A 22,728-nucleotide genomic window follows, 5' to 3' on the forward strand; every position below is an offset into this window, starting at 1 on the left:
CCTTCTCGACGTTTGCCGCCAACAGTTCCTGGTCGATGCCCGAGAACACGCCCCGGCTCGCCAACTCGAAACGCCGATTCGACGATGCTCGGCGCGCTTGACGGGAGCCGAGTGCCGGGACGTGCAAGTCAGCTCTGCGACAGGCGGCGGGTGATCAAAGCTGCCAGGGCGGGCTGGTTTTCGGGGAGGTCGAGGTAGAAGTGGGCGCCGGGGAAGGTGGCGGTTTCGAAGTCTGCGGAGGTGTAGTTGCGCCACTCGTCGGCCTGGGCGACGGAGGTGGTGGGGTCGGCGGTGCTGACTAGTGCGGTGATCGGGGTGTGCAGGGGGGCGCCGGGGTGGTAGCGGTAGGTCTCTACGGCTTGGTAGTCGCTGCGGACGGCGGGGAGGATCAATTCGGCGATGGTGGGTTCGGTGCGGAGGATGCGGACCGGCTCGGGGTCGTTGGCGAGGCGTTCCAGGTCGGCGATGAGGGCGTCGTCGGAGGAGAGGTGCAGGCGGCCGGGTTCCTCGAAGGCCGGTGCGGGGCGGCCGGATACGAACAGGTGGGCGAGGGGCCGGCCCGCCGCTTCGAGGCGGCGGGCGGTTTCGAAGGCGAGGGTCGCGCCCATGCTGTGGCCGAAGAGGGCGGGGCGGGCGGCAGCGGGCCAGCGGTGCATGTCCCGCGCGATGTGGTCCGCCAGCTCGGCGAGATCGGGAATCGACTTGTCGCCCAGGCGATCCTGGCGACCGGGGTACTGCACGGCGAATACGGCTGTGCCGGCGCCGAACCGCTGCGCGAGCGGGCGGTATCCGGTCACGGAGCCGCCTCCGGGTGGGAAGCACACCAGTACGGTTTTCGGGTCGGCGTCGGCCTTCAGGACGCGCAGCCAGTCGGTACCGGTGAGATTTGCCACCACGGCGGGTTTCTCCTTCGCGGACTAGGGTCGGGACTCGTGACTGCCTACACAACGCTGGTTCACGACTACGAGTCCGGGGTTGGTGTCACCGGATCGAGTATGCCCGCCCTCGATCCGGGGGCGAATCTGGCTGCGACACTGCCGGTGTGGTCCCTCGCGGGCGGCGCGGTGGCGAGTTTCGCCGCCGCGGCCGATCGACGCCGAGTGGCCTGCGGATTGACGACCCTGGAGAGCGTGCTCGACCCGGCCCGGATCGCGGCGGCCTTCTCCAGCGAGCGACTCTTCCGCGTCGACGGCGTAGCCCCCGATGCCTTCGCAGAACTGTCGGGCTTCTTCCCGAGTGCGGACGGCTGGCTGCGAACGCACGCCAACTATTCGCATCATCGCGCCCGGCTGCTGACTGTTCTCGGATTGCCCGAAAATACCGACCGGACTGCCGCTGCCGCCCGCATCGCAGCGCTGTCCGGCGCGGAAATAGAAGAGCGCGCTGCCGAATTCGGCGCCATCGCGGTTCGGGTGCGCACCGAGCAGGAGTGGGCGGACAGCCCGCAGGGCAAGGCGGCCGCCGACGGCCCGCTGGTGGCCATCGAGGCGCGCGCGGATCGCGGCGAGATCGAATCCCCCACTGCCGCAACACAGATGCTGCCGCTACGCGGAATCCGCGTACTGGATCTCACGCGTGTCATCGCCGGACCGGTCGCGACCCGGGCGCTGGCCCTGCTCGGCGCGGACGTGCTGCGCGTCGATCCGCCGCAGCTCCCGGAGATCGAATGGCAATTTCTCGATACCGGCCAGGGTAAGCGCTCCACCCTACTGGATTTGCATACCGAACTACCCGTATTGCGGGAGCTTCTCGCCGAAACTGATGTATTGATCACCGGTTACCGACCGGGAGCTTTGGAACGGCTCGGTGTGGTATCGGGCGATATTCGGCCAGGAATTGTGCACGGCCGGGTTTCGGCCTGGGGCGAGCGTGGACCGTGGGGCGATCGACGCGGTTTCGACAGTATTGTGCAAGCAGCATCCGGAATATCTCTCATCGAAGGCGCACAGGACAATTCACGTGTCGCGGCCGCGGTCGGCGCACTGCCCGCCCAGGCGCTCGATCACGCCAGCGGATATCTGCTCGCCGCAGGGGTGCTCGACGCGCTCGCCGCACGAGAACAGGACGGTTTCGGACGTGACGTGCGAGTTGCGCTGGCCCGCACCGGGTCCTGGCTGCTCGCGGCGCCGGGCCGCACCCCGGGCCATCCACCGGCGCAGACGCCCGCAGCGGAGTACTCGGTGAGCCATGACGGCGTTACGACGGCGGGACCAGTGCTGATGGAATATCCCGATCATCCCTGGCCGGCTTCGCAGTACGGTACACATGCCCCGATTTGGGCAGCCCGACCGGACGGTTCGCAGTAGCTGGGAAGGGTGCACGATCGCCTGCACGCACACCCGCAAACACATCAGCGAACAATGCGAATTCCCTTCGTGCATAGCGTTTTAATATCGTTAATAGATGAGATGCTGGGACCGACATCAATAATGCCGACGCTTGTGCCGGCATGCGGATGGAGGACGTCATCGTGGACATACCAGGCCCCCTGCTGACTGCGGCAGGAGATGGCACCACTACCAAAGTTGGTCGCCGGGAATGGACCGGATTGGCGGTGTTGGCGCTGGCGTGTTTGGTGTACTCCATGGACCTCACCGTTCTGCACCTCGCCGTGCCCGAGATAAGCGAGGTACTACGACCCACCAGCTCCCAATTGCTGTGGATCATCGACGTTTACGGGTTCATGGTTGCGGGTCTGTTACTGACCATGGGCACCATCGGCGACCGCATCGGGCGGCGGCGACTACTCATGACCGGCGCGGCAGCCTTCGCCGCGGTGTCCATCATCGCCGCGTTCGCGCCGTCGGCCCCGGTGCTCATCGGTTGTCGTGCACTGCTCGGAGTCGCCGGTGCCACGCTCGCACCGTCCACACTCTCGTTGATTTTCACCATGTTTCCCGATACCCGGCAGCGGTCGCTGGCCGTCGGGGTGTGGGTGGGCTCGTACTCCGTCGGCGGTTCGATCGGGCCGCTGGCCGGCGGCCTGATGCTCGAACACTTCTGGTGGGGTTCGGTTTTCCTGCTGGCGGTACCGGTCATGGTGCTGCTGCTGATCCTCGCGCCGCGGGTGCTGCCCGAGTTCCGGGACCCGGACGCGGGCCGACTCGATCTGCTCAGCGCGCTGATGTGCACCAGCGCAGTCCTACTCGTGGTGTACGGCATGAAGGAGATCGCCCAGGACGGCCCGGTGCCCATGGCGATCGGCGCACTGGCCGCCGGTCTCACCATCGGATCGACGTTCATTCGCCGGCAACTGACCCATCCGGAGCCCATGCTGGATCTGAAACTGTTCCGGCTGAGCAGTTTCCGCATGGCACTGACCGTGAACATGGTCGCCATCTTCGCGGCGTTCGGGTACTTCCTGTTCGTGGGCCAGTACTTCCAGCTCGTGCTGGGCATGTCGCCGCTGCGCGCCGGAATCGCCACCATCCCAGCCGGTTTGGGCTTCATGATCGGCTCACAGCTCGGCCCGCGCATCGGCAAGGTGGTGCGCCCCGCGTACATGATCGGGGTCGGCATGGTCATGGCGGCAGGCGGATTGCTGCTGCTGACCAGGATCACCGAGACCGGCGGCGTGGGATTGACCATCATCGCCTCGCTGCTGGTGTCGTTCGGTTTGGCGCCGGTCTTCGGGATCACCACCGAACTCATTGTCGGCACCGCGCCGCCGGAGCAGGCCGGGGCCGCCTCCGGACTCTCCGAGACCGGAGCCGAATTCGGTGGGGCGCTGGGAATTTCCATGCTCGGCAGCCTCAGCATCGCCATCTACCGTAGTCAGTTGGGCAACACACTCCCCGCCGGATTACGTGATGCCGATGTGCACAGCGCACGCGATACCCTCGGCGCCGCCATGGAGGTCGCGAACGGACTGCCCGGCAAATTGGGTACTGCGGTGGCGGAGTCGGCCAAGCACGCGTTTCTCACCGGCATGCACTTGACCTCGGCCATTGCCGCCGTGGCCGCGCTCCTGCTGGCAGTGATCGCGGTACTGCGGCTGCGGCACATACCGCCGGGCTGATTCAGTTTCCGCAGATGGCCGCGACGGCGGTCGCCAGGTCGTCGCCGGTGAACTGCTCGACGGTGGCCGGCGCGATGAGTGACTGCATGGCCATTCCCTGAAAGAGTATGAAGAGCATCTTGGCCAGGGCGCCGGCCTGAGCTGCGGAGAGCTGCGGATGAGTCGCGCGCAACACCTCGCTGATATCGGCGTGCGCCCCGGCACTCGCCTGCTCCATGAACCCCCGCGATTCCTCATCGCGCGCGATCTGCACACCGTTCTCGAGACTCAGCAGCAGATTCTCGCGATTGCGCAGGACGACCTCGACCAGACCGTCCCAGGTGGGCGCGAGCGCGTCCATGAGCGATCGCCCCTCCCCCGCATCCTTGATGGCCGCGTCCATCTCGTCACCGATCTCGGTGCCGACACCCAAAGTGAGCGCCTCCATGACCAGGCGATCCTTGGAACCGAAGTGATAGCCGATGGCGGCCAGGCTCACTCCGGCGGCACTGGCGATATCGCGGGCGGTCACCTTCGCCAGGCCACGGTCGAGGATTGCCTGGCGAGCACCCGTCAGTAGGTCTTCTCGATTTCCCATAACCCCACCTTACCAGCGTCTTAGACATTTGTTCTAGACACCCGTGCCATAGTTCTGTTAGACATATGTCTTAGACGGACGTACTTCACCACCACGGGAGATTCCAATGAGCACTGACACCAACCTCCGCATCCTGATCGCCGGCGGCGGCATCGCGGGCAATGCCGTTGCCCTGCAGCTGGTTCGGGCCGGCATCGCCACCACGGTGGTCGAGCGGGCCACCGCTCCCCGGCCGGGCGGTCAGGCGGTCGATCTGCGCGGACCCAGTCGCGAGGTGGCCGAGCGCATGGGCCTGATGGACGGCATTCGCAAGCACCAGCTGCACGAGAAGGGCATGGTCCAGGTCGATGCCGACGGCGCCACGATCTACGAGATGCCGATGGAGATGTTCGAGGGCCACGGCGCGATCGCCGAGGTCGAGATCAGCCGCGGTGACCTCAATGGCGTGCTGCTCACCGAACTCGCCGGTGCCGCAGGCGAACTCGATTATCGCTACGGCGAGTGGATCGAGACCCTGGACCAGGACGGGACCGGTGTGACCGTCGGCTTCGCCTCCGGGCTCAGCGAGCGCTATGACCTGGTCATCGGCGCCGACGGCGTGCACTCCGGTACGCGCAAACTGGCCTTCGGCCCCGAGGAGCAGTTCACCACCTACCTGGGCGGATACATGTCCTTCTACACCATCCCGACCCCCGATGCGGCCGTACCGGATTGGATGGCCATGCACGTGGTGCCCCGCGCCTCGGTCGGCGTTCGCTCCGATGCCGATCCGGCGACTTCGAAGGCCATTCTGACTTTCCGCATCGACGCGGATCCGGCCCTGCGCCGCGATACCGAGGCGCAGCAGCAACTCGTTCGCAGCATGGTCGCCGGGACCGGGTGGTGCGAACCGGAGGTACTGGCGGGATTGGACGCCGCTACCGACTTCTACTTCGACGAATTGGTGCGCGTGGATATGCCGTCGCTGTCTGCCGGACGCATCACTCTGCTGGGCGATGCCGGGTATTGCGGGTCGCCGCTGACAGGTATGGGCACCGCCATGGCAATCGTCGGCGCCTATCTGCTCGCGGGTGAAATCGCCGCTACCCCAGGCGATATCACCGGTGCGCTGGCGCGCTACGAGGCCGCGGTCACGCCGTTCCTGGAGAAGGCCAAGACGCTGCCCGGCGGCGGCCTCAAGATGATGATCCCGACCAGCAAGGTCGGCCTGAAGGTCCTGGTGCGGGTCGGCAAGCTCATGATGTCCCGCCCGTTCCGCCCGATCATGACCAAGATGCTCGACACCACCGAGGACTATGTGCTTCCCAGCTACTGATTCGCGACGACTACGCTCGAACCGTGCGGCAGAAGATCATCATGGACAATGACACCGGCATCGATGACTCCCTCGGTCTGCTCTACCTATTGGCCTCCCCCGAGGCCGAGATCGTCGGAATCGCCTCCACCGCGGGCAATGTGCCCGCGGCCCGGGTGGCAGCCAATAATCTCGCCCTGCTCGACCTGTGCCGGGCCCCCGAGCTCGAAGTGGCGCTCGGCGCGGCGCAGCCGCTGGCGATTCCACTGCGCACCACCGAGGACACGCATGGGCCGCAGGGCGTCGGGTATGCGGAGTTGCCGGTCTCCGCGCGACGGCTATCGGACCGCTCGGCGGCGCAGCTGTGGGTCGATCTGGCCCGGCAATATCCGGGCGAGATCGTCGGGCTGTGCACCGGGCCGCTCACCAATCTCGCGCTGGCGCTGCGGATCGAGCCCGAGCTCCCCCTGCTCCTGCAGCGGTTGGTGATCATGGGCGGGGCATTCAATCATCCGGGCAACACCACCCCCACCAACGAGTGGAATGTGCACGTGGATCCGGAGGCCGCCAAGGAGGTGTTCGACGCGTTCGCGGCGGCGCCGGCGGACCGGCGGCCGATCGTGTGCGCGCTGGACATTACCGAGACCATCGAGATGCGGCCGAAGCACTTGGCGCTCTTGGCCGAACGGGCGGGTAGCGAGCCCGTGGAGACGGTCACCGAAACCGATCCGCCCGAGGCGCGGTCGGCGGCGAGCAATCCGATCGTCCGGTATCTCACCGATGCGATCCGCTTCTACTTCGACTTCCACCTGCTGTACGAAAAGGTGTACCTGGCGCATATGCACGATCCGTTCGCCGCGGCAGTGGCCTTGGATCCGCGACTGGCCGTCACCAAGCCCGCGACGGTCGATGTGGAGCTGGCCGGGACCATCACCCGGGCCACCACCGTCGCCGATTGGGACGGGATGTGGGAGCGGGAAGCCAATGCGGACATAGTCGTCGGGACCGATCCGGAGTTGTTCTTCGAACGGCTCGTCAGCCGCGTCGGAGATCTGGCACGGGCCACCTATCCCCCGCAGGAAGGACCGCAGAGCCGGTGAGCGACGTGGCCGAAGACGACTACGTCGCCGATTTCCGGACCCGGCTCGGGCTGTCCGGAATCATCGATATCCATACGCATTTCATGCCCGAGCAGGTGATGCGCAAGGTGTGGGATTACTTCGAATCCGCCGGACCGCTGATCGGGCGCACCTGGCCCATCGCCTACCGCGATGAGGAGCAGGTGCGGCTGAAGACCCTGCGCGGCTTCGGGGTTCGCGCCTTCACCTCGATGGTGTACCCGCACAAGGCCGACATGGCGGCCTGGCTCAACCAGTGGTCCGCCGAGTTCGCCGCCCGCACACCCGACTGCCTGCACACCGCAACCTTCTACCCGGACGCCGGTGCGGCCGGTTATGTGGCGGAGGCGCTCGCGGCGGGAGCGCGAATCTTCAAGGTACACATCCAGGTCGGGCAGTTCTCGCCGGTCGATCCGCTGCTCACCGAGGTGTGGGGATTGATTCAGGAAGCCGGGACTCCGGTCGTTGTGCACTGCGGATCCGGGCCCACCGCCGGCAAATTCACCGGTCCGGGACCCATTGCCGCGCTGCTGGAGCGGTTTCCGCGACTGCGGCTGATCATCGCCCATATGGGTGCGCCCGAGTACAGCGAATTCCTCGATATCGCAGCGGCGTACGACGGCGTACTGCTCGATACCACCATGAATTTCACCGACTTCTTCGAGTCCGCCGATCCGTTCCCGGTCAGCGAGCGCGGGCGGCTGCGCGAGTTCGGCGACCGGATTCTGTTCGGCAGCGACTTCCCCAATATCCCGTACTCGTACGGGCATGCGCTCGAGTCGCTGGAGCGCCTCGAACTCGGCGACGACTGGCTGCGACAGGTCTGCTACGGCAATGCCGCACGGGAGTTCGGGATCGCCTGACCCGAATGCCGCTGCGGGCGATGGCTATTCCAGTATCGCGACCTCACTCGGCAGCCGTCCTCGTGGCAGTGACGACCACCGTGGTGTACGGCATCGTGAAGCCGCCGCCCAGCGCGTCGATCGCGGTGCCGACGCCCTCGAGTATCTGCGCCAACTGCTCCGGCGGGAGCTGCGTGAGGGGCCCGTGGCTGGGCATCTGGTCGAGCCACGCGTCCCGCGTGTAGTGCTGCTCCCAATCGAAGCGCCACTGCTCCGGGTCAGTGAACCCACCTGCCACACGGATCCCGTCGGCCGCCTTCGTCAATATCGGCTCATACACCCCCAGCACCGGACCACGCTCGGGCTGGATATTGAACGGCGAGCCGGGGATGACGCGCTCGTAGACCTCCGAGAAGGCCTGCGCCACTTCGAACGGCAGCTGGAATACATGCCAGAACGGCGCCAACCTGCCGCCGGTCCGCAGCACCTGTGCCGATTTGGCCGCTCCCGCAATCGGATCGACCCAGTGCCACGCCTGTCCGGCGACGATGGCATCGAAGGTCCGCCCGGCGGGGTCCCACGCCTCGAAGGTCGCGACCTCGACGTCGATTCCGCTTCGACGTGCGAAATCGGCCATCCGCGCATCGGGTTCGACTCCCAGCGTCGTGCAGCCGGCCGCGCGGAACTGCCGGGCCGCAATGCCGGTGCCGCAACCGACATCGAGCAGGTTCGGTCCCGGGGACTCGGTGACTATCCGGTTGATCAGGGCAGCGGGGTATGCGGGCCGGGCGCGGTCGTAGCGTTCCGGGTTCGCGCCGAAGGACTCCGCGACTTGCCGGTACTGGTGCGGCGCCGTCGGGGCGGGCGGTGTGGGTTCCGGGCTTATAGTGGGCATGCGCCCACTATAAGTCGGCACATGCCCACTCGACGATGGTTCAGTCGAACAAACGCAAGGAGAGATGTCCGGTGCCGACAGGGATGGCCATACGTGACGTGCGCGCGCAATTGTTCGACGCCGCCGAGCGGGTCGTGCTCCGGGACGGGCCGAGCGCGCTGACCAGCCGTGCCGTCACCACGGAGGCGGGCTGCGCGAAAGGCGTCCTGCACCGGCACTTCGCCGACTTCGACGACTTCCTCGCCGAGCTGGTGCTGGACCGCATCACCCGAATCGATCAGCAGGCCGGGGCTTTACGCGAATCCGCCGGAACCGGAACCGTCGTCGGCAACCTCACCGAGGCGCTGACCACCGTGTTCGGATCCCTCGCCGTGGCGATCGTCAGCCTCGTCATTTTCCGGGACGAACTACGCGCGCGATTGCGGCAGCACCGGCCGACCGGCGTCCCACTGCTGGCCGAGGCGACCGCCATGATCGCCGGCTATCTCGCCGCCGAGCGGGATCTGGGTCGTGTGCGCGAGGACGCCGATATCGAATCACTCGCACCCACGCTCATCGGAGCCGGGCATCTGCTCTTCGCCGATCGCACCGCCGCCCCGCCGGAATCCGCGGCCGTCGGCGCCGTGGTGACCACCGTCATCGCCGGAGCCCTGGCGCGGTAGTCCGGCCCGAACCATCCGGATTACCCATCGAATAGAGGACTTTGGGCCATCGTCACGTGTGATTTCCGGGTCTATGTTGAGCGACAGGACCCAAAAGATTGGACGGGCCATGATCAATGTCTTTCTCGTCGACGATCACGAAATCGTGCGGCGCGGATTGATCGATCTCCTGGAAGGCGATCCCGAACTGACTGTTGTCGGAGAAGCCGGCAATGTCGCCGAAGCCCTCGCCCGCATCCCCGCACTCCGCCCCGATGTGGCGGTGCTCGATGTGCGCCTGCCCGACGGCAATGGCATTGAGCTGTGCCGCGAACTCCTGGACAAACTCGACGACCTGCGCTGCCTCATCCTGACCTCCTTCACCGATGAGCAAGCCATGATGGACGCCATCCTCGCCGGGGCCAGCGGTTATGTGGTCAAGGACATCAAGGGCATGGAATTGGCCAAGGCCATCAAGGAAGTCGGCTCGGGGCGCTCACTCCTGGACAATCGCGCGGCCGCCGCCCTCATGCAGCGCCTGCGCCGCAGCACGCAGCCCGATGGTCCCCTCGCCGGGCTCACTGATCAGGAACGAAAACTGCTCGGGCTGCTGGGAGACGGCCTGACCAACCGTCAGATCGCCGAACGAATGTTCCTCGCCGAGAAGACAGTCAAGAATTACGTCTCGCGCCTGCTCGCCAAACTGGGCATGGAACGCCGCACCCAGGCTGCCGTTCTGGCGTCGAAACTCCGCTCGGGGCAATAATCTTCGCGCCGCTGGTCAGCCGGCCTGCGCGGACTCCTGGGCGGATTGGCCCTCCGCGACGTCTTCGGGTGTGAATCGCATCAGTAGGACCACCACTCCGGCGGCGGTAGCGAGGACGGCGCAGCAGGTGAACGCCAACCCATAGCCGCTGGCCAGGGCATGCAGCTGGTCAGCGGACGGGTTCGCGAGGGTAGCGTTCGAACCGCCTTCCGACAGGATCCGGGACGAGACGATCGCACCGACGGAAACCAATCCCACTGCGCCGCCCAGATTTTGGGCCACCTGGGCGAGGGCGGTCAGCGGACCGATATCAGTGGCTTCGACCCCGGCGATGGCCGACAGCGTCAGCGGTATGACCGCGAAGCCGAAACCGAAACCGATAATGAGCACCGGGCCTGCGATTCCCGGGAAGTAGGCCGGCTGGCCGGACACGATCATGCTCGCGTACAGGCAACCCGTCAGGATGATCGCGCCCCCGGCGATAACCAGCCAGCGCGGCGCGAATTTCAGCGCGAGGCGAGCCGAGAGCGCGGCAGCAGCGCCGAGACCGAACGCGAACGGGATGACAGCCAATCCCGCCTGCAAGGGCGAATAGCGTAGTACGCCTTGCAGATACAGGGAGATGAAGACCGCGAGGCACATCATGATCGCGCCCGCCAGCACGATCGCTGCCAGTGCGGCGACCCGGCTGGGATTACGGAACAGCCCGAACGGCAGGAGCGGGTTGGCAGCTCGTCCTTCGACCCACAGAAGAACCGCGAGCGTCACGACTGCGACGACTGCCGGGATGAGGACGACCGGTCGAGACCAACCGCTCGATCCCTCGTTCATGGCGAAAACCGCCAAAGTGACGCCGACTGTGGCCAAAATCGCGCCCGATACATCCAACTCGGAGCGGGAGCCGCGCGACTCCCGCAGGCACAGAACCGCGCCGACGGTGACGAGTACACCGATCGGCACATTGATCAAGAACACCAGCCGCCACGACAATTCGGTCAGCACGCCACCGGCGATCAGCCCGGCCACCGAACCGACCCCGGTCAATGCCGCATACACCGCGAACGCTTGGCTGCGCGGCTTACCCGGTGCGTAGGTGGTGGCCACCAAAGCCATGGAGGTCGGCGCCGCGATCGCGGCGGCCACCCCCTGCAGCGCCCTGCCGATCACCAGAACAGCCGGATTCCACGCGATTCCGCACAGCAGCGAGGTGAGAGCGAAGAGCGCGACACCGACCGTGAAGACCCGCTTGCGGCCGAAAGTGTCCCCCAAACGGCCACCCAGCAGCATGAGACCGCCGAAAGTCACCACATACGCGGTAATGATCCAATTGCCGCCCGACTCCGACAGATCGAGTGCCCGCCGAATATTCGGCAGCGCAAGTGCTACCACCGTCCCATCGAGTACCACCAGCAGCTGCAACCCACCCAGCACGAAAATCGGCGCACCCCACACCCGTTCGTGCCCCACAGCGGCCGATGACTCCACAGAAACGATCACACTCGCCGACCCTACTCACTCCTCCCGGCACGGCCGACGCGCATGCACTGGCGCAGACATGCGACGAGAACAGTCCTGCACCAACGCATTCACTTCACGAGTCGCGGTTCCGATGCGGCCGCGCTTGTCCGACGCCGCGTCTCATGACCCGGATGCCGACTTGACCTCGACGAGAATCACGTTCACCTCGCCCGCCAGCAGCTCCCACGCGTGATCGAAAGCCTCTGCTTGCCAGACGACGGCACCCGGGTTCAGATCCACGATCTGTGTCGTCCCATCCGCCCAGGTCACCTTCTGCCGCCCGGAGCCGAGGTTGACCACCACCATCGGCGAGTGCGAGTGCATCGCACTTTCCCACCCGTGCGAGGCACGCGCTTGGATCACCCGAACGTGTTCGTTCTCGAACAGGACTTGGTGCGCATCGGGATCAACGATCGTGGCGTGCGGTGGCTTCTGAATTGAGGTTGTCGTCGAAGTACTCATTGCAGGCTCCTATCTGCGGGTTTGTTACGCGACCTCAGCGTGGTTCCGCTAGGACGCTCTTAAACAGTAACCATGTAGAGTTGTTAAAAACAACCCTGATTAGCAATAGGTTTGAACCCAAATCGGAGTTGCAAAAAGCAACTACCATGAGTGGTAGTTTCGGATCAGGGTGGACAAGGAGGAAGTAACCATGCCGACCAGCCGTAGCTATCGGGACTCGTGTGGGGTAGCTCGCGCCCTCGACATCGTCGGGGAGCGATGGGCGCTGCTGGTGGTCCGGGAGCTGCTTTTGACGCCGCAACGCTTCTCCGAGTTGCGGCACGCGCTGCCCAATGCCAGCTCGAACCTACTTGCCGATCGGCTTCGAGAACTCGAACATCACGGAGTGATCCGTCGCCGCAAACTGGGGTCGACAGCAGGACCGCAGGTCTACGAACTGACAGACCGAGGCCGGAAGCTGGAACCGATCGTCCTGGCGCTGGGCGATTGGGGAATCGATGCCCCCAACCCGCCGGAGCCGACCTCACTCAGCGCCACCTCGGTGCTGATCTTCCTACGAGGTGCCGCTCGTCCCGGCCCGGCGGCGCCGCCGATCGTGTGCCGCCTCGATCTCGGCGGCTCGATCTGGACGGTCGCCGTCGTCTCCGGAGAGGTTCAGGTGTACGACGGTGAACCTGCCACAGCCGACATCTCGCTTCGCACGGACCCCAAAACGCTCGGTGGCCTGCTGGCCGATCCGGCCTCGCTGGACGCTGCACTCGCCGACGGAAGCGTCGCCCTTGTGGGCGACCGTGCGGCCCTCAACCGGGTGCTATTCGGGAGTTGAGGGCCTCCGCGGGGACTCGATCAGGAGCGTTCGTCGAAGACGCGGAGGATTTCCTCGGCGGCCAGGGCCGGGGTGAGGGAGCCGTCGCGGACCTGCTTTTCCACCTGGGGACGCAGGGATTTCACGTTCGGATTGTCGGTCAGGCGGCGGAGCAGGTGGTCGTGAACCATGTTCCAGGTCCAGTCGATTTGCTGGCGGCGGCGCTTCTCGTCGAATTCGCCTGCGTCGGTGAGGACTTGGCGGTGCTCCAGGACGATGTCCCAGAACTTCTCCAGGCCGATGCCTTCGAGACCGCTCATGGTGATCACCGGTGGGTGCCACAGGGATTGGCGGGGGTGGATGAGGCGCATGGCGCCGGCCAGTTCGCGGGCGGCGGTTTTGGCTTCCATCTCGTGCTTGCCGTCGGCCTTGTTGACCGCGACCAGGTCGGCCAGTTCCAGGACGCCCTTTTTGATGCCCTGGAGTTGGTCGCCGGTGCGGGCGAGGGTGAGGAAGCAGAAGACGTCGACCATATTGGCGACGGTGACCTCGGACTGGCCGACACCGACCGTCTCCACCAGAATGGTGTCGTAGCCTGCGGCTTCGAGCAGCACGATGGTCTCGCGGGTCGCCTTCGCCACGCCGCCGAGCGTGCCGGCGGTCGGGGACGGGCGGATGAAAGCGTCGCGCTCCAAAGACAATCGCGCCATACGGGTCTTGTCGCCGAGGATGGAACCGCCGGTGCGGGTGGAGGACGGATCCACCGCCAGCACGGCCACCCGGTGACCCTCGGCGAGCAGCTTCATACCGAGCGCGTCGATGAACGTCGACTTGCCGACGCCCGGAACACCGGTGATGCCAACACGATTCGATACTGCGGCATCGGCGTCGGGCGTGACCTTCAGCAGCAATTGCTGCGCCAGCTCACGGTGGTCACCGCGCGAGGATTCGACCAGGGTGATGGCGCGGGCAAGACCCGGCCGCTCCCCCGCCCGGACCGCTGCGGCCAGCTGATCCACGTCGATGACCCGCTTGGCCGCCCGGCCGGCGGAGTTCGGTCCACTGCCGATCGAGCCTGTGCCCGAGGTGGTGCCGAGCCGAGGGTGGCCGGAACCACCCTCGACTCCGCGCGGCGCGTCGCTCATTCGCTTGCGCCGGTACCGATCTCGTGGCCCAGCGAATCGGCCAGCTTCTTGATCAGGTCGATGGCGGCGTCGGCGATGACCGTGCCCGGCGCGAAAATCGAGGCCGCGCCGGCCTGGTACAGCTCGTCGAAGTCGCCGGGCGGGATGACGCCGCCGACAACCACCATGATGTCCGGGCGGCCGACATCGGCCAGCGCCTGCTTGAGGGCGGGCACCAGTGTGAGGTGACCGGCCGCGAGCGAGGAGACGCCGACGATATGCACGTCATTGTCGGCCGCCTGCTGCGCCACCTCTTCGGGCGTCTGGAACAGCGGGCCCACATCGACATCCATGCCGAGGTCGGCGAAGGCGGTGGCAATCACCTTCTGGCCGCGGTCGTGGCCGTCCTGGCCCATCTTGCAGACCAGGATGCGGGGGCGGCGGCCCTCCGCCTCGGCGAATTCCTCGACCAGCTCGATGGCTTCGCTGATGTTCGTCACCTTGCCGGCCTCCTCGCGGTACACACCGGAGAGCGTGCGGATTTCGGCCTGATGGCGGCCGTACACCTTCTCCAAGGCGTCGGAGATCTCACCGACGGTGGCCTTGGCGCGGGCGGCGGCAATGGCCAGCGCCATCAGGTTGTTCTCCATGCCACCCTCCGAAGAGGCTGCGGCACGGGTCAAATCGGCCAGTGCACGCTCACACTCGGCGCTGTCGCGCTCGGCGCGCAGGCGCACCAGCTTCTCGTTCTGCTCGACCCGCACGCGCGAGTTCTCGACCTTGAGAACCTCGATCGCCTGGTCCTCTTCGGCCTGATACTTATTGACGCCGATCACCGCTTGCTGCCCGGTGTCGATGCGCGCCTGGGTACGGGCGGCGGCCTCTTCGATGCGCAGCTTCGGGATACCCTCCGAAATCGCCTGCGCCATACCGCCGTGCGCCTCCACCTCGGCAATGTGGGCGCGAGCCCGCTGCGCGAGCTGGTGGGTCAGCCATTCGACGTAGTACGAGCCACCCCACGGGTCGATCGGACGAGTCGTATTGGACTCCTGCTGAATCAGCAGCTGGGTATTACGGGCGATACGAGCGGAGAAGTCCGTCGGCAGCGCCAGGGCCTCATCGAGCGCGTTGGTGTGCAGCGACTGAGTGTGCCCCTGGGTGGCGGCCATGGCCTCCACACAGGTGCGCGGGACATTGTTGAACACGTCCTGCGCGGTCAGCGACCAGCCGGAGGTCTGCGAGTGTGTGCGCAGCGACAGCGATTTCGCGTTCTTCGGCTCGAACTTGGCGACCAGTTCGCTCCAGAGCAGCCGTCCCGCACGGAGTTTCGCGACCTCCATGAAGAAGTTCATGCCGATGGCCCAGAAGAACGACAGGCGCGGCGCGAACTTGTCGACCTCCATACCCGCGTCGATACCGGCCCGCAGATACTCCACACCGTCGGCGAGGGTGTACGCCAGCTCCAGGTCGGCCGTGGCTCCGGCTTCCTGAATGTGGTAGCCGGAGATGGAGATCGAGTTGAACTTCGGCATCTTCGCGGAGGTGAAGGCGAAGATGTCGGAGATGATCCGCATCGAGGGCTTGGGCGGATAGATGTAGGTATTGCGGACCATGAACTCTTTCAGAATGTCGTTCTGAATGGTTCCGGCCAGCTGCTCGGGCTTGACGCCCTGCTCTTCGGCGGCGACGACGTACAGCGCGAGAATCGGCAGCACCGCGCCGTTCATGGTCATGGACACCGAAACCTGGTCCAGCGGAATCTGATCGAAGAGTTCCCGCATATCCAGGATGGAGTCGATGGCGACACCGGCCATACCCACGTCGCCGGTGACGCGCGGGTGGTCGGAGTCGTAACCGCGGTGGGTGGCCAGGTCGAAGGCGACCGACAGGCCCTTCTGACCCGACGCCAGGTTGCGGCGGTAGAAGGCATTCGAGTCCGCGGCGGTGGAGAAGCCCGCGTACTGGCGAATGGTCCACGGCTGGTTCACGTACATGGTCGGGTACGGGCCACGCAGGAACGGGGCCAGACCCGGCACGCTGTCGAGCGGATAGCCCTCGGCGACAATGGCATCGCGGTCGGCCTTGGTGAATACCGATGCTACGTCGATGCCTTCGGGCGTCGCCCAGGTCAACTGTTCGGGCGCATAGTGATTGGCGGCCGCGGCCTCGGCCACGAAGGCGTCGACCTGTTCGGCCGCTACCACGGTGTCCGATGCACGGCTCGCCCTGATGGTCTCGGCCGCATTCGGCTCACCGAGCGGAACCTCGGCGAAATTGCCGATCAGGTGCTTGATATCGCTCATCTCTATGCTCCCAGCTTCTCCAGCAGGCCGGACAGCGCCGTCACCGCATCCATCCGCGCCGTCAGGAATCCGTCCGGACGCTGCGCGCCGGACAGGTCCGCGACCGCCTTCTCAGGTCCAGCCAGCAGAACCGTGGTCACGCCCGCTGCGCGCAGGGCGCCGGTGGCCACACCGGCCTCCGCACCGTAGCGCGAGTCGGAACCACACAGCACCGCCACGGTGACACCGGATTCGGTTGCCGCCGCGCCGATTCCGGCCAGCGGCAGCGCACCCGGGTTCACCGGTTCGATACCGCCGGAGGCCAGCACATTCGCCGTGAAGGTAATACGCACATTGTTCTCCGATACCGGGCCCAGCGGTACCAGCAGGGCCCTGGGCCGTGCGCCGTGTGCGGCCAGGTAGGCGTCGGAACGATTGCGCAGGGTCTCGAAGGCCGCGCCGTAGCGGGCGATCGGGCTGGGTTCGCGCGCCGCCTCGGACAGCGGATCCTCACCCAGGTTGGGGAATTCATTGACGCCGGTGACGGCCGTCTTGCGGTGCGCCACATCGGAATCGCGCTTGCTGCGGGTCTCGTCGATGCGCTCGGCGAGCAGGCCCGCCTGCAGTGCGGCCAGGTAACCGCCCGCGGCCTCGATCTCCTGCATGAATTCCCATGCCTTGGCGGCGATCTCAGCGGTGAGCGATTCCACGAACCAGGAACCGGCGCCCGGGTCCTGCACGTGACCCAGGTGCGACTCTTCCAGCAGCAGCAACTGGGTATTGCGGGCCATGCGCTCGGTGAACGCCGGCGACACACCGATTTCCCCGGCGGGCAGGGCATTGTCGAAGGGCAGCACGGTGACGATATCCGCGCCGCCGACACCCGCGCCGAAGGCCGCGAGGGTGGTGCGCAGCATGTTCACCCACGGGTCGCGCTGGGTCATCATGGCCGGGGAGGTAATGGCCTGCTGCGGGGCATTGCCGTAGTCCGGGGCGCCGCAGACCTGGGCCACGCGGGCCCAGAGTCGCCGGGCGGCACGGAATTTGGCGATGGTCTCGAACTGGTCGTCGGTGGCGGCGAAGCGGAAGGCCAGCTGGCCCAGCGCATCCGCGATATCGGCGCCCGCATCGGTGAGCGCGCGCAGATATTCCAGGCCCGCGGCTACGGCGGCGCCGAGCTCCTGGGCGTCGGAGGCGCCGGCATTGTGGAATGCCACGCCGCACACGGTGATTGCGCGCACGGTCTCCGGGCGCGCCACGGCCTGCTGGGCCAGCGCAATCGCGCCGTCCAGGTCGATGGCCGTGGAACCGGCGAACAGGCTGGTCAGCGGCGTCGCGCCGAGGAAGACCTGAATGGCCTTGCGGTCTGCCACGTCATAGCGATCGAGCACCGAGAACAGTTGTGCGGCAGCCTCGTTCGCAGCGGGACCGGCATCCAGGGTCAGCGGGGCCAGCTCGAACAGCAGGCCGCTGAGGGCGGCGGGCAGCTCGGCCACCGGAACGCCGCGCTCGGCGACGCCCAGCCAGACCGCGCTCACACCGTTCTCCAGCGCGTCCAGGATCTGCCGGTTCACGGTGGCGCCCTCGGAGCCCCCGAAACGCTGGCTGACATACCAGCCGCGATGCACATCGCGGGTGGCGTCACTGCCGCGCACAAACGGGAAGGCGCCCGGCAGCGGCTGCTCGGGCAGCTCGTCGCGCCGGGTATAGAGGGGGTTGACCGTCAGGCCGTCGTACGTCTTGACCGCGAGCAGCTGCTCGGGCTCGTCCGGGAGTTCAGTGGCGTCGACCCTGCGGGCCTTGGCCAATACTCCGGCAACACCCTTGCGCCAGTCGGCGTACCCGGGCACCGGCTCGGTGTCCGGGTCTGAAGCAATCGGCATAGCCCCTGTTCCTTCTTCCACTCACCGACCGAACGACCGGTTTGCACTGCATTCACACTGCTCAGAGGTTGTTTCGGTTAACGAGCATTCCTCGTCTTTCTCCTGATGCTAGCCGGACGAGGGGGATAACTGTCCACAGAGTCCCGCTACCAGCGGGTAACCTGGCGCGGTGCCAACAACCGTCCGCGGACCGCTCGAGCCAGCGTCCGGGCAGCTCAGCGAGGTTTCCGTGATGCTCGATGGAGTCCCCGAATCCTCGAGCGGTGTACCCGAAACTTCGAGCGATGTCTCCGAAATGCGTGATAACGGGAACCTCAGTGCCGTGGCGGGAATCCTGGCCCGGCTACGGCAGCCGCGAGTGCTCGCGGTGCTGATCGTGTGCGCAGTCCTGTTCGCACTGGCGGCTTTCGCGCCCCATCCCGCACCCCAGCAGATCCGCGAATGGGCCGATTCGGTCGGCCCGCTGCTGCCTGTTGTCTTCTTCCTGGCGCATGCCTTGATCTGCGTCGTGCCGTTCCCGCGCACCATATTCACCCTCAGCGCGGGCATGCTTTTCGGCCCGATACTCGGCTTGGCACTGGCCATCTCCGCGACCACGCTGAGTGCGGTGCTGGCATTGCTACTGGTTCGCGCGCTCGGGCGTGAGCGTGTCGCCGCGCGACTCACCCACCCCACCGTGCAGGCGGTAGACACGCGCCTGGCCCGGCGCGGCTGGCTCGCGGTCGGATCACTGCGATTGATCGCCTTCGCACCCTTCGCGATCGTGAATTATTGCGCCGCATTGTCATCGGTGCGCATGACGCCCTACCTGATCGCGACCGTCGTGGGCATCATCCCGGGCACCATCGGCACGGTGTGGCTGGGCGACGCCCTCACCAACCGCACCTCCCCCGCCCAGCTCATCGTGACCGTCGCCTGCCTGGCCGTGGGCATCGTCGGGCTGATCATCGATACCCGCCTCGCGGTGCCCGAGCCGGCCAACGAAGTGCAGTAGCGCTCACCGATCGAGCAGCCACCGACTGCGTCCGTTTACGTACTCGGAGCGGCGTCGGCAGCCGCGGGAACCAGTGGCCAGCGGTCGATAGTGGCAAGCGGAAGCGGTCCGCTTACCGCACCGAGCGCGAGTGCGGCTTTCCGCCAGTACGTTTCGGCGCACCGTGCGGCCGGATTCAGTTGCTTCGCGTGCGCCAGCCACCCGCTGGCCTGCCGCAGCACCGCCGTCGCCGAGCTGTTCCCGTGCGCCTCGACCAGGAAGGCGCTGAGCGCGGGCGCGGTCACCGCGACCGACCCCAGATGCTGCAGGCAGCGGGCGATGCCCACATCATCGGCGAGACCTCGCCATTCGCTCAGTGCGGTTTGCCAGTGGCGCAGTGCCCGGTGCGGCTCGCCGGCCGCCCAGCCGAGCACGCCCATCAACTCGTGCACATGCGCGAGTCCGGCCGGATCGCGTCCGCCGCCCGCCAGCGATTCGGCCAGCTCGAGCCGGTCACGGGCCGCGTCGAGCCGGCCCTGCCGGATATGCACGGTTCCCAGATTCACCAGTGCGCAGACCTCCCCGGCCACATCCTCGCGAGGCAGCAGCCACCATGCTGCCTCCAGAAGATTTGCCGCGAAGCCCAGCCGTGGTGCGGCGACCTCGAGTTCGGCCAGCGCCTGCCGATGCGCGGCCCGGGCGCGCAGACTCGTGAACAGGCTGCGGGGGCGGTATCCGCGCAGCTTTGCCCGAGGTGGGCGCCGCCGGATCCGGGCGAGTTCCTCGAGCACCGGAAAGTGGCCCACTGCTGCCATTCGCTCCATGGCGGTCGCTATATCGACATCCTCCCCGCCCCCGGTGCGCGCGTACCAGGAGTCCAGGGCATCGCTGATGGCAGCGAGGTGCGGCACCACCGCCCGCACCTGCGGGAGTTCCCGCAGCCCCGCACAGGACAGCAGCAGGCGGCGCAGTCTCGGCTCCTCGGCCCGGAACCACTGCCGGGCGGCGGACACAGTATCGGGAGCATCCAGCGCCGCGGCCCATGCGGTGGCCTGCTCGGCGTGCTGGCGCAGCGACTCGGCGAAGGCGGCCCGCCACTCCGGTTTCGTTCTCACGAGCGCGGATTCGGGTTGCCGGGGCGCGGCGACCAGCCGGTACCGGCCCGGCCCGATCGACGACAGTGCGCCCCTGCCGACCAGCGCTGCGAGTACCTCTGTCGCGGTTCGGGTTTCACCGCCGGGCGCGGTCACCGGTAGCCGGGCCTGAGCCCCGGCCGCGGCGGTCAGTACCCCGAGCAGCGCCGCGATCTCGAAGTCTCGCAGCGGCATATCGCGCAGCACCGCGGCCGTCATATCGCCGTCCAGCGCCGAATTCATCATCGGCCAGCCCGGCGCGGGCCACGGACCACCCGTTTCGGTGAGCTCCGCGGTGCCCGCCCGGCGGGCGGTGCCCACATCGGCGGTGGCCCGGAAAACCCAGACCAGACCGCCGATTACGAAGATCAGCAAGGGCATCCAGCCCAGCACTCCGGTCAGCAGCGACACCAGCCGGTTCTCTTTGAACGAGTCGAGAATGACAATCCGGCTCAGTTCGCCGAGCAGGCCGTAGGCCGCAACTACCGGAGCGCCCACGAGTCGTTGCCACACACCCGATTTCGGCCTCGCCATCAGCGCGACCTCGACTCCGCCGGACGGTGCGGGCGCCGGCGGGGAGGTCATCGCAGTGCTCCGCCGGTAAGGCCCGGCACCAGCCATCGACGCCAGAAGCCGAGCAGCAGGATCACCGGGACCACCGCCGATACCAGGGCTCGGGCCGCAAGTTGTGCGGAGTTCTCGTCGAATTGCCGGGCGTCGTCCCACAGCAGCAGCGACCACGGGCTGGCGCCGGCTCCGCTGATCGACAGTCCGATGAAGAAGTCGTTCCACACCTGGATGAACTCCAGCACCGCCACCGCGCCGAGCGCCGGGCCCGCCACCCGCAATACGCGCGTGAGGATGACACCAGGCGGCGCCAGCCCGTACAGCGCGTCGGCGGCGGGGGTGTAGGCGGGGGCGAGCAGGGCGCCCCGCAGGATGAGGAGGGAGATGGGCAACCCGGCCGCGGCGTGGGTGAGGATCAATGGCACACGGGTACCGGACAGTCCCAGACTGCTGATCCACTCATGAAGTGGTCCGAGATACATCTGCGCGGGCATGACCGTCAGAATCACCAAGGCGGGCACCACGATCAGCGCCGCCCGCGCACTGTGGACCACTGCCAGCCGGCGCGCCACCGGCACCGCCACCAGCAGCACGATAACGGTGGCGAGGGTGGCCACCCACGCGGTGGTGGCGAGCGCGCGCCACAGCGCCGCGTCATGCGTTATTCGGGTGAGCGCCGATCCCCGCAGTGCCACCACGATGAGCCCCAGGATCGGGACCGACGATGCCAGCGCCAAGAGCGCCGCCAGCATTCCCGGTAGGAAACCTATTCGCCTCCTGCCGGTTTCGCGCTCCGGGAACACCGGGGACGACCAGCTCGTCCGGTGCGCCCGGATACCGGACTGCGCCGAGACCGCGGCCAATCCGATGATCACCGCCAGCGGCAGGGCGTAGGACGCGGCCGCACCGCACGGCGCCGTACATGTCGTGGAGGTCCGCCACCAGTACACCGTCGCACTGTCGATGTGGTACTGCATCGACCGTGGCACCGCGACGAGTATGGCGTCGAACACCCGGGCTGCCGCCACCCCGACCACCAGGAAGGCGATCAACCACACCGGTTTCACCAACTGCCACAAACGCTTCCAGCGATCCAGACCGGTATCGCCGTAGAGGTTCGCAGCGCGCACCGGATCGGCCTCGACCGCATGGATGGCGGCTCGGAACAGACCGGTGAGCAGACCCAGCCAGGTCCACAGGAAGGCCGTCCCCAGCATTATCTCGAAGGCGAGCCGATAGGTGGCGACCCCACCGAGATCACGGTTCTTCGTCAGCCATTCGAAGAGCAACCGGAAAGCGAGGCCTGCGGTAAACGCCGAGATGCCGAACGGCACGATCACCGGCTGCCACCACCAGCGCAGTTTCCTTGTGTACCAGGCGATTCCGAGGGCGACCATCGCCAGTAGCACCGCGAACGCCACCCATCCGCCGGTGCGCAGATAGGCCCAGACGCCATCGGAGGGGAGCTCGACACCGATCAGCCACAGACCCGCCGCTGCAATGAGGACCACGCCGATGCCGGTCTCGACCGCGATACGGGTTGGCGGCCAATGAAATCCATGAGGTCCGCGATATCGCGCCAGCACCGGTGGCACCAGAGCGGCACACACCAGCAGCCCGCAGCCCACCGCCGAGCGAGGGCTGGTCCAGGCCGCGAGCCACACCGTGTACAGCGCGGGCGCCACCACCAGACCGACCACCAGCGCGACCGCGGGCGCCTCGGTGGCGATAGCGATCCAGAGCCGCGGATGCCGCCCCGGAATCAGCGGTCCGGAGAGCCTGCGGGTGCTCAGCTCCAGTTCGAGGCCGTTGGAGTGCAACGAATCCATG

Annotated in this window: 19 protein-coding genes; 9 read left to right on the top strand and 10 right to left on the bottom strand. The window is 66.8% G+C overall.

Translation table 11 applies throughout. The features are described from left to right. Nucleotides 1-128: 128 nt before the first annotated feature. The gene (locus JWN03_RS37520) at nucleotides 129-893 is read right to left on the bottom strand and encodes a thioesterase II family protein (RefSeq protein WP_297625590.1); all 765 of its coding nucleotides are present in this window, start codon (nucleotides 891-893) and stop codon (nucleotides 129-131) included. Nucleotides 894-932: 39 nt separating this feature from the next. Between JWN03_RS37520 and JWN03_RS37525 the strand changes: the two genes are divergently transcribed. Continuing rightward, nucleotides 933-2,306: a CoA transferase gene (locus JWN03_RS37525; protein WP_297625593.1), complete on the top strand. Its 1,374-nt coding sequence runs from the start codon at nucleotides 933-935 to the stop codon at nucleotides 2,304-2,306. A 143-nt stretch (nucleotides 2,307-2,449) separates the two neighbouring features. Beyond that, nucleotides 2,450-4,018, top strand: coding sequence for an MFS transporter (locus JWN03_RS37530; protein ID WP_441343129.1), 1,569 nt, complete (start codon nucleotides 2,450-2,452; stop codon nucleotides 4,016-4,018). Nucleotide 4,019: 1 nt separating this feature from the next. Here the strand turns inward: JWN03_RS37530 and JWN03_RS37535 are convergent, their stop codons facing one another. Continuing rightward, complete coding sequence (locus tag JWN03_RS37535; RefSeq protein ID WP_297625597.1) at nucleotides 4,020-4,595, bottom strand: TetR/AcrR family transcriptional regulator; 576 nt, start codon at nucleotides 4,593-4,595, stop codon at nucleotides 4,020-4,022. 106 nt (nucleotides 4,596-4,701) lie between these two features. On the opposite strand from JWN03_RS37535, the gene JWN03_RS37540 reads away from it, so the two are divergent. From JWN03_RS37540 to JWN03_RS37550, 3 genes are read left to right on the top strand one after another with little or no spacing between them, the layout of a single operon-like run. After that, nucleotides 4,702-5,910, top strand: a complete 1,209-nt coding sequence (locus JWN03_RS37540; RefSeq protein WP_297625600.1) for an FAD-dependent monooxygenase — start codon at nucleotides 4,702-4,704, stop codon at nucleotides 5,908-5,910. Nucleotides 5,911-5,951: 41 nt separating this feature from the next. After that, nucleotides 5,952-6,989, top strand: coding sequence for a nucleoside hydrolase (locus JWN03_RS37545; protein ID WP_441343132.1), 1,038 nt, complete (start codon nucleotides 5,952-5,954; stop codon nucleotides 6,987-6,989). After that, nucleotides 6,986-7,870, top strand: coding sequence for an amidohydrolase family protein (locus JWN03_RS37550; RefSeq protein ID WP_297625604.1), 885 nt, complete (start codon nucleotides 6,986-6,988; stop codon nucleotides 7,868-7,870). Before JWN03_RS37545 ends, JWN03_RS37550 begins: the two co-directional genes overlap by 4 nt. A gap of 43 nt (nucleotides 7,871-7,913) precedes the next feature. On the opposite strand, the gene JWN03_RS37555 is transcribed toward JWN03_RS37550, so the two are convergent. Continuing rightward, nucleotides 7,914-8,744: a class I SAM-dependent methyltransferase gene (locus tag JWN03_RS37555; RefSeq protein ID WP_297625606.1), complete on the bottom strand. Its 831-nt coding sequence runs from the start codon at nucleotides 8,742-8,744 to the stop codon at nucleotides 7,914-7,916. 71 nt (nucleotides 8,745-8,815) lie between these two features. On the opposite strand from JWN03_RS37555, the gene JWN03_RS37560 reads away from it, so the two are divergent. Together JWN03_RS37560 and JWN03_RS37565 are read left to right on the top strand one after the other, a co-directional pair. Then, nucleotides 8,816-9,406 (top strand): TetR/AcrR family transcriptional regulator, encoded by a 591-nt coding sequence (locus tag JWN03_RS37560; protein WP_297625609.1) that lies wholly within the window; start codon nucleotides 8,816-8,818, stop codon nucleotides 9,404-9,406. Nucleotides 9,407-9,515: 109 nt separating this feature from the next. Continuing rightward, the gene (locus JWN03_RS37565; RefSeq protein WP_297625612.1) at nucleotides 9,516-10,151 is read left to right on the top strand and encodes a response regulator; all 636 of its coding nucleotides are present in this window, start codon (nucleotides 9,516-9,518) and stop codon (nucleotides 10,149-10,151) included. A gap of 15 nt (nucleotides 10,152-10,166) precedes the next feature. Here JWN03_RS37565 and JWN03_RS37570 read toward each other — a convergent pair whose 3' ends face one another. Then, complete coding sequence (locus JWN03_RS37570; RefSeq protein WP_297625615.1) at nucleotides 10,167-11,648, bottom strand: MFS transporter; 1,482 nt, start codon at nucleotides 11,646-11,648, stop codon at nucleotides 10,167-10,169. 141 nt (nucleotides 11,649-11,789) lie between these two features. Continuing rightward, nucleotides 11,790-12,131: a hypothetical protein gene (locus JWN03_RS37575; protein ID WP_297625618.1), complete on the bottom strand. Its 342-nt coding sequence runs from the start codon at nucleotides 12,129-12,131 to the stop codon at nucleotides 11,790-11,792. 190 nt (nucleotides 12,132-12,321) lie between these two features. Here JWN03_RS37575 and JWN03_RS37580 point away from each other — a divergent pair, with 190 nt between their 5' ends. After that, nucleotides 12,322-12,957 carry a winged helix-turn-helix transcriptional regulator gene (locus tag JWN03_RS37580; protein WP_297625621.1) on the top strand — a complete coding sequence of 212 codons (636 nt, stop codon included), beginning with the start codon at nucleotides 12,322-12,324 and terminating at the stop codon, nucleotides 12,955-12,957. A 20-nt stretch (nucleotides 12,958-12,977) separates the two neighbouring features. Here JWN03_RS37580 and meaB read toward each other — a convergent pair whose 3' ends face one another. From meaB to JWN03_RS37595, 3 genes are all read right to left on the bottom strand, one after another. Further along, nucleotides 12,978-14,006, bottom strand: coding sequence for a methylmalonyl Co-A mutase-associated GTPase MeaB (gene meaB / locus JWN03_RS37585; RefSeq protein WP_441343133.1), 1,029 nt, complete (start codon nucleotides 14,004-14,006; stop codon nucleotides 12,978-12,980). Nucleotides 14,007-14,077: 71 nt separating this feature from the next. Next, nucleotides 14,078-16,363, bottom strand: coding sequence for a methylmalonyl-CoA mutase (scpA, locus tag JWN03_RS37590; RefSeq protein WP_441343130.1), 2,286 nt, complete (start codon nucleotides 16,361-16,363; stop codon nucleotides 14,078-14,080). 2 nt (nucleotides 16,364-16,365) lie between these two features. Then, on the bottom strand, nucleotides 16,366-18,225 hold the full coding sequence (locus JWN03_RS37595) for a methylmalonyl-CoA mutase family protein (RefSeq protein WP_297625626.1): 1,860 nt from the start codon (nucleotides 18,223-18,225) through the stop codon (nucleotides 16,366-16,368). 295 nt (nucleotides 18,226-18,520) lie between these two features. On the opposite strand from JWN03_RS37595, the gene JWN03_RS37600 reads away from it, so the two are divergent. Next, nucleotides 18,521-19,219 carry a TVP38/TMEM64 family protein gene (locus tag JWN03_RS37600; protein ID WP_297625628.1) on the top strand — a complete coding sequence of 233 codons (699 nt, stop codon included), beginning with the start codon at nucleotides 18,521-18,523 and terminating at the stop codon, nucleotides 19,217-19,219. 35 nt (nucleotides 19,220-19,254) lie between these two features. Here the strand turns inward: JWN03_RS37600 and JWN03_RS37605 are convergent, their stop codons facing one another. After that, on the bottom strand, nucleotides 19,255-20,916 hold the full coding sequence (locus JWN03_RS37605; RefSeq protein ID WP_297625630.1) for a hypothetical protein: 1,662 nt from the start codon (nucleotides 20,914-20,916) through the stop codon (nucleotides 19,255-19,257). Beyond that, nucleotides 20,913-22,727: a hypothetical protein gene (locus JWN03_RS37610; RefSeq protein ID WP_297625632.1), complete on the bottom strand. Its 1,815-nt coding sequence runs from the start codon at nucleotides 22,725-22,727 to the stop codon at nucleotides 20,913-20,915. The genes JWN03_RS37605 and JWN03_RS37610 overlap by 4 nt, the downstream gene beginning before the upstream one ends. Between the last annotated feature and the right edge of the window lies 1 nt (nucleotide 22,728).

The sequence above is a fragment of the Nocardia sp. genome, from assembly GCF_025465275.1.
GTDB lineage: Bacteria > Actinomycetota > Actinomycetes > Mycobacteriales > Mycobacteriaceae > Nocardia.